This window comes from Bradyrhizobium nitroreducens (genome assembly GCF_002776695.1).
GTDB lineage: Bacteria > Pseudomonadota > Alphaproteobacteria > Rhizobiales > Xanthobacteraceae > Bradyrhizobium > Bradyrhizobium nitroreducens.
Window position 1 is genome coordinate 2,209,422 of record NZ_LFJC01000003.1, and the last position, 14,891, is coordinate 2,224,312.

General features: G+C 65.0%; 15 protein-coding genes and 1 pseudogene. 5 read left to right on the forward strand and 11 right to left on the reverse strand.

Features of this window, described 5'->3' with window-relative positions:
- Positions 1-2: 2 nt before the first annotated feature.
- Positions 3-1,142 carry an ABC transporter ATP-binding protein gene (locus TSA1_RS10880; RefSeq protein ID WP_100176349.1) on the reverse strand — a complete coding sequence of 380 codons (1,140 nt, stop codon included), beginning with the start codon at positions 1,140-1,142 and terminating at the stop codon, positions 3-5.
- Positions 1,139-2,689: a glycerol-3-phosphate dehydrogenase gene (glpD, locus tag TSA1_RS10885; RefSeq protein WP_100176350.1), complete on the reverse strand. Its 1,551-nt coding sequence runs from the start codon at positions 2,687-2,689 to the stop codon at positions 1,139-1,141. The genes TSA1_RS10880 and glpD overlap by 4 nt, the downstream gene beginning before the upstream one ends.
- Before the next feature lie 74 nt (positions 2,690-2,763).
- On the opposite strand from glpD, the gene TSA1_RS39300 reads away from it, so the two are divergent.
- The 3 genes from TSA1_RS39300 to TSA1_RS10895 all read left to right on the forward strand — a co-directional run bounded on the left by TSA1_RS39300 (position 2,764) and on the right by TSA1_RS10895 (position 3,648).
- A complete protein-coding gene (locus tag TSA1_RS39300; protein WP_161497216.1) occupies positions 2,764-2,916 on the forward strand; it encodes a hypothetical protein in 153 nt (50 codons plus the stop codon).
- A 64-nt stretch (positions 2,917-2,980) separates the two neighbouring features.
- Positions 2,981-3,232 (forward strand): type II toxin-antitoxin system prevent-host-death family antitoxin, encoded by a 252-nt coding sequence (locus tag TSA1_RS10890; protein WP_100176351.1) that lies wholly within the window; start codon positions 2,981-2,983, stop codon positions 3,230-3,232.
- On the forward strand, positions 3,232-3,648 hold the full coding sequence (locus TSA1_RS10895) for a type II toxin-antitoxin system VapC family toxin (RefSeq protein ID WP_100176352.1): 417 nt from the start codon (positions 3,232-3,234) through the stop codon (positions 3,646-3,648). The genes TSA1_RS10890 and TSA1_RS10895 overlap by 1 nt, the downstream gene beginning before the upstream one ends.
- A 3-nt stretch (positions 3,649-3,651) precedes the next feature.
- On the opposite strand, the gene TSA1_RS10900 is transcribed toward TSA1_RS10895, so the two are convergent.
- Positions 3,652-4,497, reverse strand: a complete 846-nt coding sequence (locus TSA1_RS10900; protein ID WP_100176353.1) for a DeoR/GlpR family DNA-binding transcription regulator — start codon at positions 4,495-4,497, stop codon at positions 3,652-3,654.
- An 89-nt stretch (positions 4,498-4,586) separates the two neighbouring features.
- Positions 4,587-5,261 (reverse strand): HAD family hydrolase, encoded by a 675-nt coding sequence (locus TSA1_RS10905; RefSeq protein WP_100176354.1) that lies wholly within the window; start codon positions 5,259-5,261, stop codon positions 4,587-4,589.
- A gap of 154 nt (positions 5,262-5,415) precedes the next feature.
- Between TSA1_RS10905 and TSA1_RS10910 the strand changes: the two genes are divergently transcribed.
- The gene (locus TSA1_RS10910) at positions 5,416-5,865 is read left to right on the forward strand and encodes a nuclear transport factor 2 family protein (protein ID WP_100181076.1); all 450 of its coding nucleotides are present in this window, start codon (positions 5,416-5,418) and stop codon (positions 5,863-5,865) included.
- Between the two features lie 163 nt (positions 5,866-6,028).
- A complete protein-coding gene (locus tag TSA1_RS10915) occupies positions 6,029-6,433 on the forward strand; it encodes a nuclear transport factor 2 family protein (RefSeq protein WP_430649763.1) in 405 nt (134 codons plus the stop codon).
- A gap of 122 nt (positions 6,434-6,555) precedes the next feature.
- Here TSA1_RS10915 and TSA1_RS10920 read toward each other — a convergent pair whose 3' ends face one another.
- The 7 genes and pseudogenes from TSA1_RS10920 to TSA1_RS10950 all read right to left on the reverse strand — a co-directional run bounded on the left by TSA1_RS10920 (position 6,556) and on the right by TSA1_RS10950 (position 14,883).
- Complete coding sequence (locus tag TSA1_RS10920; protein ID WP_100176355.1) at positions 6,556-6,747, reverse strand: hypothetical protein; 192 nt, start codon at positions 6,745-6,747, stop codon at positions 6,556-6,558.
- Between the two features lie 221 nt (positions 6,748-6,968).
- Positions 6,969-7,400, reverse strand: coding sequence for an acyl-CoA thioesterase (locus tag TSA1_RS10925; protein ID WP_100181078.1), 432 nt, complete (start codon positions 7,398-7,400; stop codon positions 6,969-6,971).
- A 209-nt stretch (positions 7,401-7,609) separates the two neighbouring features.
- Positions 7,610-8,233 (reverse strand): annotated as a pseudogene (locus TSA1_RS10930) (fatty acid desaturase CarF family protein); the annotation flags it as partial.
- A gap of 58 nt (positions 8,234-8,291) precedes the next feature.
- Entirely contained in the window at positions 8,292-10,388 is a 2,097-nt protein-coding gene (locus TSA1_RS10935) for a 3-hydroxyacyl-CoA dehydrogenase NAD-binding domain-containing protein (protein WP_174718853.1), read from the reverse strand.
- Between the two features lie 2 nt (positions 10,389-10,390).
- Complete coding sequence (locus TSA1_RS10940) at positions 10,391-11,674, reverse strand: acetyl-CoA C-acetyltransferase (RefSeq protein ID WP_100176358.1); 1,284 nt, start codon at positions 11,672-11,674, stop codon at positions 10,391-10,393.
- A complete protein-coding gene (locus TSA1_RS10945; protein ID WP_174718854.1) occupies positions 11,674-13,941 on the reverse strand; it encodes an acyl-CoA dehydrogenase in 2,268 nt (755 codons plus the stop codon). Before TSA1_RS10945 ends, TSA1_RS10940 begins: the two co-directional genes overlap by 1 nt.
- A gap of 318 nt (positions 13,942-14,259) precedes the next feature.
- Positions 14,260-14,883 (reverse strand): flavin reductase family protein, encoded by a 624-nt coding sequence (locus TSA1_RS10950; protein WP_100181079.1) that lies wholly within the window; start codon positions 14,881-14,883, stop codon positions 14,260-14,262.
- Between the last annotated feature and the right edge of the window lie 8 nt (positions 14,884-14,891).

The following is a 14,891-nucleotide window of genomic DNA, read 5'->3' on the forward strand; positions in this document are numbered from 1 at the left end:
CCTCAAGAGCTTCTAATAGTTGACGCGTTTTCTTCACGCGAACCGCTACGCACTTCGCTTGAAAACGCTATGCCGGGCGCCGCGACCAAGCGGTCGGCGGCGTCGAAGACGAAAACATCATTGGGATCGAGCACGGCGTCGAGCGTCTGGCCGGGCTCGAACTCGTGCACGCCGTGCAGCACCGCCACCCAGTTCGATCCGTCGCGGGTCAGATGCACGAAACTCTCCGAACCGGTGATCTCGGTCACCGTGACAGTGGCGTGGAAGGCGTGGCGGTCGGCCTCGCCATTGGCGAGCGCGAGCTGATGCGCGCGGAAGCCGACGCGATAGGTCCCGTCGGCAAGGCCTGAATAGAGACCGGAGGCTGGCGATGCCGCGCCGCCGGCATATTGCACCGAGCCGTTTTTCTTCTCGATGCCGACGACATTGAGCGGCGGATCGGAAAACACCTGAGCGACACGCAGGGTCTGCGGTCGCCGGTAGACGTTGGCGGTCTCGCCCATCTGAAGCGCCTCGCCTTCCCACATGCACACCGTGTTGCCGCCGAGCAGCAGCGCCTCGGTCGGCTCGGTGGTGGCATAGACGAAGATCGCTCCGGAGGCCTCGAAGATGCGGGGCAGCTCGGCGCGCAGTTCCTCGCGGAGCTTGTAGTCGAGATTGGCGAGCGGCTCGTCGAGCAGCACGAGATCGGCGCCCTTGACCAGCGCCCGCGCGATCGCGGTGCGCTGCTGCTGGCCGCCGGAAAGGTGGAGCGGCGTGCGCTTCAGGAACGGCTCGAGCCGCAGCAATCTTGCGGCCTCGGCGACGCGCGCCTCGATCTCGTCGCGCGGCTTGCCCTGCACGCGGAGCGGCGAGGCGATGTTCTCGTAGACCGTGAGCGAGGGGTAGTTGATGAACTGCTGATAGACCATCGCGACCGAACGCTGGCGCACGTCGGCGCCGGTGACGTCCTTGCCGTTCACCACCACCTTGCCACTGGTCGGCTTGTCGAGCCCGGCGAGCAACCGCATGATCGAGGTTTTGCCGGACAGCGTCGGCCCGAGCAGCACGTTGAGCGTGCCGCTCTCCAGCGTCAGCGAGACGTCGCGGATGTGCGGCACGCCATCGACGGTCCGGGTCACGTGGTCGAGCGTCACGGTCATGGGCGTCCTCCCGCTTCCAGCAGGGGACTGTGCGGCACAGCGTGGGTCCTGATCCAGTCGTCCAAGGCAGAGATCTCGTCGGCAGATAGTCGCAGGCCGAGCTTGGAGCGGCGCCAGACCACGTCCTCGGCGGTGATGGCCCATTCATTGGCCATGAGGTAGCGGACCTCGCGCTCGGTCAGCGTCGCACCGAAGGCCTGCCCCAGATCGGCCGCCGACTTCGCATCGCCGAGCAGCTTCACGGCCCTCGTGCCGTAGGCGCGCGCCAGCCGCCTTGCATGCTCGTGCGTGAGGAAGGGATAGCCGCGCTGGAGCTCGGCGATCAGGCCGTCGATGTCGGATACGCTCATGTCACCGCCGGGCAGCGGCCATTTGCCGGTCCAGCCCTCACGCGCCTTTGCGCTGCGCAGATAAGGCGCGAGCCGCTCCAGCGCCTCCTCGGCGAGGCGGCGGTAGGTCGTGATCTTGCCGCCATAGATCGACAACAGCGGCACCCCGCCGGGCGTGTCGAGCTCGAACACGTAGTCGCGCGTCGCGGCCTTGGCTTCGCTCGCGCCGTCGTCATAGAGCGGACGGACGCCGGAATAGGTCCAGACCACGTCGTCCGGCGTCACCGCCCTGGCCAGATACTCGCTGGCCGCCTTGCAGAGATATTCTATCTCCTCCGGCGTCGCCTTCACCTTGGCGGGATCGCCGTCATAGTCGCGGTCCGTCGTGCCGATCAACGTGAAATCGTCCTGGTAAGGGATCACGAAGATGATGCGGCCGTCGGCGTTCTGGAACATGTAGGCGCGGTCGTGGTCGTACAGCTTCCTGACCACGATGTGCGAGCCCTGGACCAGGCGCACCTTGGCTTTCGCATTGACGCCGGCGCCGCGGCCGAGGACGTCCTCGACCCAGGGCCCGCCGGCATTGACCAGAGCCTTTGCCTGGATCGACGAGCGCTCACCCGTCAGCGTGTTGACCATGTCGACGGTCCAGAGGCCGTCGGACTGCTTGATATGCGTTGCGCGGGTGCGGGTACGAATCTCGGCGCCCTTGTCGGCAGCATCGCGCGCGTTGAGCACGACGAGACGCGCGTCGTCGACGAAGCAGTCGGAATATTCGAACGCGCGGCTGTAGCGATTCGGGATCAGCGGCTTGCCGACCTCGTCACGCCTGAGGTCGACCGAGCGGGTCGCCGGCAGCAGGTGCCGACCGCCGATGTGATCGTAGAGGAAGAGGCCGAGACGCAGTAGCCAGGCCGGCCGCAGGCCGGCGTGATGCGGCAAGACGAAACGCAGGGGGCGGATGATGTGGGGCGCGATGCCCCAGAGGATCTCGCGCTCGATCAGCGCCTCGCGGACCAGCCGAAACTCGTAATATTCGAGATAGCGCAGGCCGCCATGCACCAGCTTGGTCGACCAGGACGATGTCCCGCTCGCCAAATCGTTCATTTCGCACAGGAAGACGGTATTGCCGCGCCCCACCGCGTCACGCGCGATGCCGCAGCCGTTAACACCGCCTCCGATGATGGCGAGGTCGAAAATACGCTCCAACAGACGCATCCCCCGACGGCCGCCCGTTCCGTCGGGCGGCTACTTTCGTTTTTGATTAGATCACACCGAAAAACGAAAGCAAGATGAAAGAGAGGCGGAAGGAAGCGAAAGAGGAACTTTTTTGGGGGCAGTTCGATGGAGAAAAAGGCAGAAGCGAGGGCAAGTCTGAAGGCAAATGGTTCGGTCGCGCGGCAAAAACGGTCGGCTCCTCTCGCTCCGGCGGGCTCAAGACTTGAAAGTAGAAACATCTCTACATATCATTGACCCACGAAGCATTGTCGCGGCGAGGACGCACAGAGGATGGCGACCACCCTGACCAGCCGAGAGTTCCACCAGGATACGAGCGGCGCCAAGAAGGCGGCGTCGAAGGGGCCCGTCTTCATCACCGACCGCGGCCGTCCGGCGCATGTCCTACTGAGTATCGAAGACTATCTGCGCTTGAGCGGCGGGCACATCAGTCTGGCCGATGCCCTGGCACAGGCGGACGCGGATTTCGATTTCGATCCGCCCCGCATCGGCGGTGGGATCTCCAGGCCCGCCGACCTCGATTGATGTTTCTGCTGGACACCAACGTTGTCTCAGAACTGAGGCGCCGGGATAAGGCTGACCGCAACGTCCTCGCTTGGGCCAATGCAGTGCCCGCCGCGAGTTTCTTCATGTCAGCTATCTCAATCCTTGAAATTGAGCTTGGCGCGCGCCTGATCGCGCGTAAGGACGCCGTGCAAGGTGCGATCCTGCGCACCTGGATCGACGATCATATTCTGGCCCGCTTCGAGGGGCGAATCCTGACGATCGATACGGCCGTGGCACAGCGTTGCGCGCAACTGCACGTTCCTAATCCGCGGGCTGAGCGCGACGCCCTCATTGCCGCGACCGCGCTCGTTCACGGTTTGACGGTCGTGACGCGCAATGTGGGGGATTTCGAACCTACGGGCGTCGCGCTACTTAATCCATGGGACGACGCTTGAGCCCTATCGCAGCCGCACCACCGGCGCACCCTCCGGTGCCGCATCCTGCACCTCGGCCGGCGCATCGTCGATGTCCGCCCCCTTCGGCAGCGCTTCCACCACTTCGATGCCCTTGCTGTGGCAGATCGTGGCGAGGCGCTCGGGCAGCTCCTGGTCGGTGACGAAGGTCTGGATCTGGGTGATGTGGGCAATGCGCACCGGCGCGCTGCGGCGCAGTTTCGTGGAATCGGCGACCAGCATGACGGTACGGGCATTGGCGATGATGGCTTGCGCGACCTGCACCTCGCGATAGTCGAAGTCGAGCAACGCGCCCTCTTCATCGATCGCGGAGGCGCCGATGATGGCGTAATCGACCTTGAACTGGCCGATCAGCTGCGTCGCGGTCGAGCCGACCACGGCGCCGTCGGCGCGCCGGACCGTGCCGCCGGCGACCACCACCTCGATGCGGGGATGACGATAGAGCAGCATCGCGACGTTGAGATTGTTGGTGATGACGAGGAGATCCTCGTGCGAGGTCAGCGCGCTCGCGACCTCCTCGGTCGTGGTGCCGATGTTGATGAAGAGCGAGCAGCCGTTCGGGATCAGGGAGGCGGCGGCGGCTCCGATCGCCTTCTTCTCGTCGGCGGCGACGAAGCGCCGCGCCTCATAGGCGAGGTTTTCGACCCCGGAGGCGATGATGGCGCCGCCATGGATGCGGGTGAGCGACCTCCGCTCGCAGAGGTCGTTGAGATCCTTGCGGATGGTCTGCGCGGAGACTTCGAAGCGGCGCGCGAGCTCCTCGACCATGACACGGCCCGAGGCCCGCGCGATGTTGAGGATTTCGGCTTGGCGATGGGTCAGTCCGGTCACGGCAAAGGCCTCAAATCAGGAGGACGCATGGTGCGGCGGTTCGCGTCTTCGGTCAATGCGCGCGCCGATCACGGTTAACGGATGAGGGCTCACCATGCCATCGCGGCGGCAAGGCGCGCGAGCAGATCCGGATCGTCGAAGGCACTTGCGGAGTCAACGGCGCCAGCGCCCACCAGATCGGCATGGCTGAGGCTGGTCCGGATTCCGATCGTCGGAATGCCGGCGGCGGTCGCCGATTGCACGCCGGAGCGCGAATCCTCGAACGCGACCGAGGCCGCAGCACTGCCTCCGACGAAGCGCAGCCCCTCCTGATAGGGCAGCGGGTGCGGCTTGCCGTGGGGCAGCTCGTCGCCGATCACGATTGCCTTGAACCGTTCGGTGATGCCGAGCCCCGCCAGCAGCAGTTCGGCGTTGAGACGCGGCGCATTGGTCACGGCAACCATGGGAACGCCGGACGCGTCCGCACGGTCGAGCAGCGCCATCAGGCCCGGCAACGGTTCGATCTGCCCGGCCACGAGCGTGCGAAAAATCTCCTCCTTCTCGGCGAGGATCGCGGCACGCCGCGCCGGTGTTTCGTCGGGCAGGAAGCGCTCGCCGATCGATACATTGGCGAAGCCCTGCAGCTCCCTGGAGAAGCGCGCGTGGTCGAACACATGGCCGCGGGGACCCAGCACCTGGTTGAAGGCCTTGAGATGCAACGGGTCGGTGTTGGAGAGCGTGCCGTCGATGTCGAACAGCAATGCCCTGCCGATTGCCTCGATCATTTCTCTACTTTCCCAAATCCGCGATGCATCAATGCGAAAGACGTATCAATACGGTCTCTCACGCGCAATGACGCATGAACATGACGACAATGCGCCACTCGACAAAGTCGAGCGCGGCTGCAACACTCATTGCAAGATCAAAAAGGAGGAAACGATGATCAACCGACGCGACCTGGCTCTTTCGACTCTCGCGGTGTCCGCGCTTGCGCTCTCGACGCCGGCGCTTGCCGCCTCGGCAGACGAAGAGGCGGTGGCGAAAAAGGTCGAGGCCTTCCGCCTCGCCCAGATCGCGGCCGACCCCAAGGCGCTCGGCGCGCTGTGCTGGGACGATCTGAGCTACAGCCATTCCAGCGGCAAGGTCGAGGACAAGGCGACCTTCATCGCCAACGCCACCGACGGCAAATCAAAATTCCTGTCGATCGACTACAAGGATCCGACCATCAAGGTCGTCGGCCCCGCCGCGATCGTGCGCTTCCACTGGGTGGCGGAACAGGAGATGGCGGCCGATGGGAAGAAAGTGCCGACCAATCTTCACATCCTGATGAACTGGCAGAAGCAGGGCGACGAGTGGAAGCTGCTCTCGCGGGCTGCGACCAAGTTGTGATGCGCCTGCTCGCCCTCTCCCCTTGTGGGAGAGGGTGGCTCGCCGCGATAGCGGCGAGACGGGTGAGGGGTCGCCATCCTCACAAACAGTTTCGCAAACGGAGACAACCCCTCATCCGGCGCTTCGCGCCACCTTCTCCCACAAGGGGAGAAGGAAGAGGCAGATGGAACATATGATGACACTGAATCGCGATCATGCTGCCACGACGGACCACGAGGCGGTGGCAAGGAAAGTCGAGGCATTTCGCCTCGCCCAGATCGCAGCCGATCCGAAGGCGCTCGGCGCTCTGTGCGCGGACGATCTGAGCTACAGCCATTCCAACGGCTTCCTCGAGGACAAGGCGGCCTTCATCGCCAACGCCACCGACGGCAAGACCGAATTCCTGTCGATTGCCTACAAGGACCCGACCATCAAGATCGTCGGTCCCGCCGCGGTCGTGCGCTTCCACTGGATGGCCGAGATGATGACCGGCGGACAGAAAGTGGCAAACAGCCTTCACATCCTGATGAACTGGCTGAAGCAGGGCGACGACTGGAAGCTGCTGTCGCGCTCCGCGACGAAATTGTGATCAACGATTTCATTCTGGGACGCGCCGAAAGGGCGGGCCCGGAATCCGTTGGTCGGCAATTTCTGCAGCGTGAGCAATTCCGGGCTCGCGCGTCGCGCGCCAGGGAATGACGAGCAAGGCGCTTACGCCGCTTCCTTCACATCACCATTCACCAGCTTGCGAGCAGCACGCTCGGCTTCGCGGGCATTGCGAAAGAGCTGGCCTTCGAGGCGATTGAACTGGTGGGATGAGGCGAAGAAGCAGTAGCCCCGGTGGCCGCGGACGACGATGCCCGCGGTCTGTGAATTCACTTCGATGATGTAGCTGTCCGGCATGGCCCGTAGATTCCTCAGTGCGGGCAAATAACGGCATCTCTGCCCAAAGGTTCCTGAGGGCAAATCAACCGGTCTCCACCCCGAATCGACGTGCATTGAGTACGCTCGGACCTCATCCGTTTTATGACCCGTTCTTGGCAAACCCGCGACGCGTTGACCCATCGGCGCCGCGTTTCATCGGTCGCAAATTTTCGTGAGATGGGGCGGAGCGCCGCGCGCGATTACGTCGCAATGGGCGCGACGGTCGAACGAACTTCCTGCGGGCGGCCGTGCTCGTCGATCGAGACGTAGGTGAAGTTGCCGTCGGTGACGAGAAACGGATGCTCCTCCCCGCGACGCAGCGCCCACGCTTCCAGGTGCACGGTGAGCGAGGTGCGGCCCACCCGCACGAGATTGGCGTAGACCGAGACGAGATCGCCGACATAGACCGCTTTGCGAAAATTCATCGCTTCGATCGCGACCGTCACGGTCCGCGACTTCGCGACCTTCGAAGCAAACACGCCGCCGCCGACATCCATCTGGCTCAGCAGCCAGCCGCCGAAGATGTCGCCATTGGCGTTGGTGTCGGCGGGCATCGCCAGCGTACGGATGCAGAGATCGCCGTTCGGCCCGGTGTCGGTGTTGATAGGGGCGTGGACGTGCGTGTCGGTCATATCGTCGATCTCCCGCGGCTGTCGGTTCTGGATACAAAGCCGCGGCGCCTTGCGCAACATCCCCACGAGACGAGCTTGCGCTATCCATTGGGCTGCGGCAACCCCACGGTGATTCCGGTATCGCTCAGTTTGCGTTGCCACTCCGCATCGTCGGCCCGCGGCGCGCGTCCGGTCGTTGCCGTGACCAGCCGTTCCAGCCTGCTCCACAGCCGGAGACGATCACAGGGATAATTGGCCCATCCATTGATGACACAATAGCGGATGGTGTGGTCACGATGATGACACCAATGATGCTCGGGTGAGCAGACCAGATGCAGCCGTTGCGCCATGCGCAGGGGCAACGGGCGGACCTGCCGGTGCGCGAGATTGTGAAAGCTCATGCCAAACAGCATGCAGGTCGCGATCACGAACCAGACGATCATCAGCGCACAGGTGAGCGCGGATGCCGGAAACAGGGCCGTGACGCCGGCCGCGGCTCCGATCACCACCGCGCTCGGCGCCGCACCAAGAGACGCCTGGTCGAGAAATCCATAGAGCAGGACGTGGCCGGGGTGGCTGTGATGCTCGCGCGTGATCGCGATGCCGCGGCCGAGCATCCCCTCGTCGAGCCAGGTGTCGACCACCCAATGCACCAGCCCCGAAAAGAGGTCGGCGAGAAAGTATCCGGCCAGAACCGCCACGATCAACCACGGCCAGTGCAATCCCACCTCGGGATAACGCCCGACGAGATAGCCTGTGCAACAAAGGATCACGACGATATCGGCCGCGCAGCACAGCCGCGTGATGATGATCTCGCGCAGGGTCGCATGCTTGAAGAACGGGATCGTCGGCATCGGCGATACTCCCCAAGGGCTCCACCACCCAGGATAGCATCTTTTCTATCGACAGCCCCTATTGCAAACGGTCCCAGCCCGCATCCGGCGCGAAACGCGCGCCGAAGCGATCGGCGAGCCCGCGCAGAGTGGACACGACATTCTCCACACCCCGTGTGCGCGCATAGTTCAACGGCCCGCCACGGAACGGTGCATAGCCGGTCCCGAAGATCATGGCGCCGTCGACTGCATCGGCATCGTCCACGATGCCTTCGCGCAAGCAGGCAACGCAGACATTGGACATCGGCAGCACCAGGCGATCGATCATCTGGTCGGTGACGCGCGGGCCGGTCTCGGGCAGCGGCGCCTTCTCCGCCTTGCCGTCCTTCCAGGTGTAAAAGCCCTTGCCGGTCTTGCGGCCGAGCTCGCCCTTGGCCACCTTGTCGCGCAGCCAGGCCGGCGTCGGCGGCAGCAGATCGCCGAATTTCGTGCGCAGCATGTCGCCGACGTCGAGGCAGATGTCGAGCCCGACCTGGTCGGCGAGCTCGATCGGGCCCATCGGCATGCCGAACTGCTCGGCCGCGGCGTCGATCAGGCGCGGATCGATCTTCTCGTCCAGCATCACCATGGCTTCCAGCATGTAGGGCGTCAGCGCGCGGTTGACGAGGAAGCCCGGCGAGCTCTTCACGGGCAATGGCAAGCGGTCGATCGCGCCGACGAAAGCGAGGGCGTGCTTCAACACCTGTTCGTCGTTGCCGTCATGGCTGACGACCTCGACCAATTGCAGCCGCGACACCGGATTGAAGAAGTGCAGGCCGATCAGCCGCTCCGGCCGCGCCAGGGTGGTGCGCAAGTCCTGCAGCGGGATGCTCGACGTGTTGGTCGCAAGGATCGCGCCCGGTTTCATCCGCGGCTCGATCCCGGCATAGACTTTCTGCTTGAGCTCGAGCTTCTCCGGCACCGCCTCGATGATGAGATCGGCGTTGCGAACGCCCTCACCGTCCATATCAGGGATCAGGCGATCGAGCGCGTCGCGGACATCGGTCGGCTTGCGGATGATCTTGCCGTAGAGCTCGGCGGCGCGCTTCACCGCACCCGCGATCGGCTCGGCCTTCATGTCGGCGAGCGAGACGCGAAAGCCCTGCCCGGCCACCCAAGCCGCGATGTCGCCGCCCATGGCGCCGGCGCCGATGACGTGGACGTGCTTGATGGTGTTGCCCGAGCCTGCGGCCTTCTTCATCTGCTCGCGCAGGAAAAAGACGCGGATCAGGTTCTGCGCGGTCGGCGTCACCATCAGCCGGGCGAACGAGGCCTGCTCCGCCTTCAGCATCGCGGCCTTGCTGCCGCCATGAGCCTCCCAGAGATCGATCAGCGCGTAAGGCGCGGGATAGTGCTCGCGGGATGCGGCCTTCGCCGCCTCAGAGCGCATGCGTTTGGCAAGAAGCCCGCGCACGGGACCAAGGTTCGCCGCGCGCGTCAGGAGGCCCGGACGCGCCCGCTTGAGCCGGCCGAACAGGGCGTCCTTCACCGCGTTACGCACGTGGCGCTCCTGGGTGACGGTGTCGACGAGGCCGAGCGATCGGGCGCGGCGCGCGTCCATGATGCGGCCGGTCAGCATCATCGCCATCGACTGGGTGGGATTGACCAGCGCGGTGAAGCGCGCGGTGCCACCGAGACCGGGATGCAGGCCGAGCATCACCTCCGGGAAGCCGAAGCGCGCGCCCTCGATCGCGATGCGCGATTGACAGGCCAACGCCACCTCGAGCCCGCCGCCGAGGCAGAAGCCGTGGATCACCGCGACCGTCGGCAGCTTCAATGCCTCCAGATGATCGACGACGGCGTGCGCGGCGCGGATACGTGTCTCCATCATGTCGGGATCGGATGCGCCGCGGAATTCGTTGACATCGGCGCCCGCGATGAAGCCGGACGGCTTTGCGGAGCGGATCACGAGGCCGGCCGGACGCTCGGTCTCGATCGCCGCAAGCACGGCGTCGAACTCCTCCATCACGTCGGAGGACAGCGTGTTGGCGCTTGCATCGGCGCGGTCGAACAGTAGCCAGGCGACGCCGTCTTCATCGCGCGTCAGCTTGAAGTGCTTGTACGGGCTGTCTGTTCCCGGCTTGGGTCCGAGCTCGAGGACGCGGTCGCCGAGCGCGGTCATGATCTTGGACTCCATGGTCACACCGCCTCGATCAGCATGGCGCCACCGAGCCCGCCGCCGATGCACTCGGTCGCGACACCACGCCGCGTGCCGAGCCGCTTCATCGCGTTGACGAGATGCAGCACGATGCGGTTGCCGGAGGTGCCGACGGGATGGCCGAGCGAGATCGCGCCGCCATCGACGTTGAGCTTGTCACGGTCGATCTCCCCGGCCGCGCCGTCGAGCCCAAGGATCTCGCGGCAGAATTTGTCGTCGTTCCAGGCGGCGAGGCAGCCGAGCACCTGCGTCGCAAAAGCCTCGTTCAGCTCCCAGGTCTCGACATCCTTGAGGGTGAGTCCGTTGCGCTGGAGCAATGGTGTTGCAGACATCACCGGGCCGAGACCCATGATGCTGGGATCGAGCGCGGCCCAGTTGCTGTCGACGATGGCGGCTTTCGGCGTGAGCTTGTGCTTTGCGACCGCCGCGTCGGAGGCGAGGATCACCCAGGAGGCGCCGTCGGTGATTTGCGAGGAATTGCCGGCGGTGACCTGGCCCCAGGGGCGTTCGAACACCGGCTTCAGCTTTGCCAGCGTCTCGGCCGTCGAGTCCGGCCGCACGCCGTCGTCATGGTCGAAGAACTTGCCGTCGCGTGCGAACGCGGTTTCGACCTCGTCCTTGAGAAAGCCCGCGCCTTGCGCATGCGCGAGCCGGCGATGGCTCTCGGCAGCGTAGGCATCCGACTGTGCGCGCGTAATGCCGAAGAGATGACCGACGACCTCGGCGGTCTGGCCCATGTTCAGATCGGTGACGGGATCGGTCAGCCCGCGCTCGAGGCCGATGATCGGCTTGAGATCGCGCGGGCGCAGCTTGAACGAGGCGGCAAGCTTCGCGGCCACCCCTTTGGCGGTGGCAAGGCCGGCGAACCAGCGTACGCCGGAATTCGGCCAGACCAACGGCGCGTGGCTCAAGGCCTCGGTGCCGCCGGCCAGGATCATGTCGGCGTGGCCTTCGCGGATGTAGCGGTAGGCGGTGTCGATCGACTGCATGCCGGAGCCGCAATTGATCTGCACGGTGAAGGCGACCATGTCCTCGCCCATGCCGAGCCGGAGCGCGGCGACGCGAGCCGGATTCATCTCGTCCGCGATCACGTTGACGCAGCCGAGGATGACCTGGTCGAAGCTGTCCGGCGAAAACGGCTGGCGCGCCAGCAGCGGCCGTCCGCATTGCACGGCGAGATCGACCGGCGTGAACGGTCCGGGCCCCGAGCGCGCCTTCAGAAACGGCGTCCGGCTGCCGTCGATGATGAATACCGGTCGTGCCATCAGCTCGCCGCCCTCTGCTCACCGAGTTCCTGAAAGAACTGATGCACATTCACGGTTTTCTTGTAAATCGGCGACAGCGCCTCCGGCGCGAAATCGTCGACCTCAATGACTTTTGTGACGGCTTCGTGAGCGGCGGCAAGCTGCTCACCCTCGGTCTGCGTGATCACGCCCTTGGCCACGGCGTCCTTCCAGTCGTTGATGTGCGCGGCGCGCATGCGCTTGGCGATCGCGTCGGTGGCAGTAACCAGCTTGAACGCATGCTCCAACCGGGCGAAGCCGCCATCATCATCGACATGGGCCAGATCCGGCGTGAGGCGCTCGCGCGCGGCCGAGGGCTCCAGCACCAGGCTCGCACATTGGTGCACGACCCGGTCGGAGGGGCCGAGCACGCGGGCGCCGAAGGGCTGGACAACGAACTTGAGGAAGCCGGCGACGAAGCGATTGGGCAGATTGGCGAGGATTTCGGCAAGCCGGTTCTCGATGGTTTTGAAGCCGGTCGCCATGCACCATTCCAGCGCGGCAAAATCCTCCTTCTGCCGGCCTTCCTCCTCCCAGCGCTTCAGCGCTGCCGACAGCAGGTAGAGCTCGGACAGGATGTCGCCGAAGCGCGCCGACAGCATCTCCTTGCGCTTCAGCGCGCCGCCGAGCGTGAGCAGCGCCATATCGGCACAGAGCGCAAAGGCCGCCGAGTAGCGCGAGAGCTGGCGGTAGAATGTCGTGGCATCGCCGGCGTCAGGCGCCATCGCGAAGGTGCCAAAGGTCCAGCTCCGGCCGAAGGCCCGGAACAGGGTCTGAAAACTGTGGCCGACATGTTTCCAGAACGCCTTGTCGAAGGCGGTGAGCCCACGCTCGCGATCGGTATCGGCGAGCGCGTTCATCTCGTCGAGCAGATAGGGATGCGCCCGGATCGCGCCCTGCCCGAACACGATGAGATTGCGGGTGAGGATGTTGGCGCCTTCCACCGTGATGCCGACCGGCACGGCGCGATGCAGATTGCCGAGATAGTTCTGCGGACCGTCGATCACGGCCTTGCCGCCATGAATGTCCATGGCGTCGTCGACCGCAGTGCGCATCCGCTCGGTCGCGTGCAGCTTCATGATCCCGGAGATGACGGCGGGATGGACGCCGGCATTGAGCGCCGCACAGGTCAGCCGGCGCGCCGCGTCGAGCTGATAGGCGGTCGCGACGATCCGCGCCAGCGGCTCCTCGACACCTTCAAACTTGGAGATGGAGATGCCGAACTGCTCGCGGATGCGGGCATAGGCGCCGGTGGTGCGCGCCGCATAGGCGGCACCCGCAGCAGAGAGCGACGGCAGCGAGATGCCGCGGCCGGCGGCGAGTGCGGTCATCAGCATCTTCCAGCCCTGTCCCAACCGCTCCTGGCCGCCGATGACGTAATCGAGCGGAATGAAGACGTCGCGGCCCCAATTGGGGCCGTTCTGGAAGACCTGCATCGACGGCAGGTGGCGTTGGCCGATCTCGACACCGGGCAGATTGGTCGGGATCAGCGCGACCGTGATGCCGAGCTCCTCCCGCTGGCCAACGAGATGATCCGGGTCGTAAGCCTTGAAGGCGAGACCCAGCAGTGTCGCGACCGGGCCAAGCGTGATGTAGCGCTTGTGCCAGTTAAGCCTGAGCCCGATGACCTCCCGGCCGTCGAAGTCGCCTTTGCAGATGATCCCGGTGTCGACCATGGAGGCGGCATCGGAGCCGGCCTCGGGGCTGGTCAGACCAAAGCAGGGAATGTCGCGGCCATCGGCGAGGCGCGGCAGCCAGTGCGCCTGCTGCTCTTTCGTGCCGAAGCGCATGAGGAGTTCGCCGGGGCCGAGCGAATTCGGCACCATGACTGTGACCGCGGCAGCGATCGAGCGGGTCGAGATCTTGCGCACCACTTCCGAATGCGCATAGGGCGAGAAGCCGAGGCCGCCGAACTCCTTGGGGATGATCATGCCGAAGAATCTCTCGCGCTTGACGAAGTGCCAGACGTCCTGCGGCAGGTCGCGCCATTCCCAGAAGATCTTCCACTCGTCGAGCATGGCGCAGAGCTCTTCGACGGGGCCGTCGAGGAAGGCCCGTTCCTCCTCCGTCAATTTGGCCGGCGCAATTTTCAACAGCTTCGACCAATCGGGGTTGCCGGTGAAGAGATCGGCGTCCCACCAGACGTCGCCCGCCTCCAGCGCCTCGCGCTCGGTGTCGGACATCGCCGGCAGCACGCCGCGGGCCCAGGAGAAGATCGGCTTTGTCAGGGTGTCGCGGCGGAAGCTCATGGCGGACCTCATGCATCGGCGCGGTTGTCGGGCATTTTAGCGGAAAGTGGCCGGGGTGCGTGAACACTTCGCGGGCAAAATTGACGCGGCCGGGCGGCCGCCCCCGAGACCATAACGGCCGGGTCGTGCTGGCAGTTCCGGGAGGGGGATGGGGAGAGATGTCTCCCCACGTCATTCCGGGGCGCGCCTCTTGGCGCGAGCTATGGTGCGCACTTGCGCACCTGAGAATCCATTCATCCACGCGCTCTGCCGCTAAATGGATTCCGGGCGCGACGCTACGCGTCGCCCCGGAATGACAGCGGAGAGAGCGCGCCCGGCCTAATCCGGCCGCACCATCTCGAACATGTTTTCCGGCTTGATCTCGAAGTAGTCGCCGCGGCGGCCGGCGCGGACGATCGGGCGGGCGGCGGCGGTCTGGTAGACGCCGTCCTTGATCATGGCCTTGTCGATGTGCACGGCGACGACCTCGCCCAGCGTCAGCCAGGCATCGGCCTCCTTGCCGTCGGCGCCTTTGAGGCGGACGATATCGGACACCTTGCATTCGAAGGCGACAGGGCTTTCGCCGACGCGCGGCACGTTGACGAGCTTGCCGGGCACGGCGGTGAGGCCCGCAAGCTTGAACTCGTCGACTTCAGGGCCGACATGCGCGGCGGTCGCATTCATGTGCTTGGCGAGGTCCATCGTGGCGAGATTCCACACGAACTCACCGGTCTGCTGGATGTTCTCGACCGTGTCCTTCCAGTTGGTGGAGGAGAAGCCGATGATCGGCGGCACATAGCAGAACGCATTGAAGAAGCTGTAGGGCGCGAGATTGACGTGACCCTTGGCGTCGCGGGAGGAGATCCAGCCGATCGGGCGCGGCGCGATGATGGCGTTGAAGGGATCGTGCTTGAGGCCGTGGCCCTTGGAGGGCTCGTAGAAGTACAGGTCTTTGTCGGTCACGCGGGGTC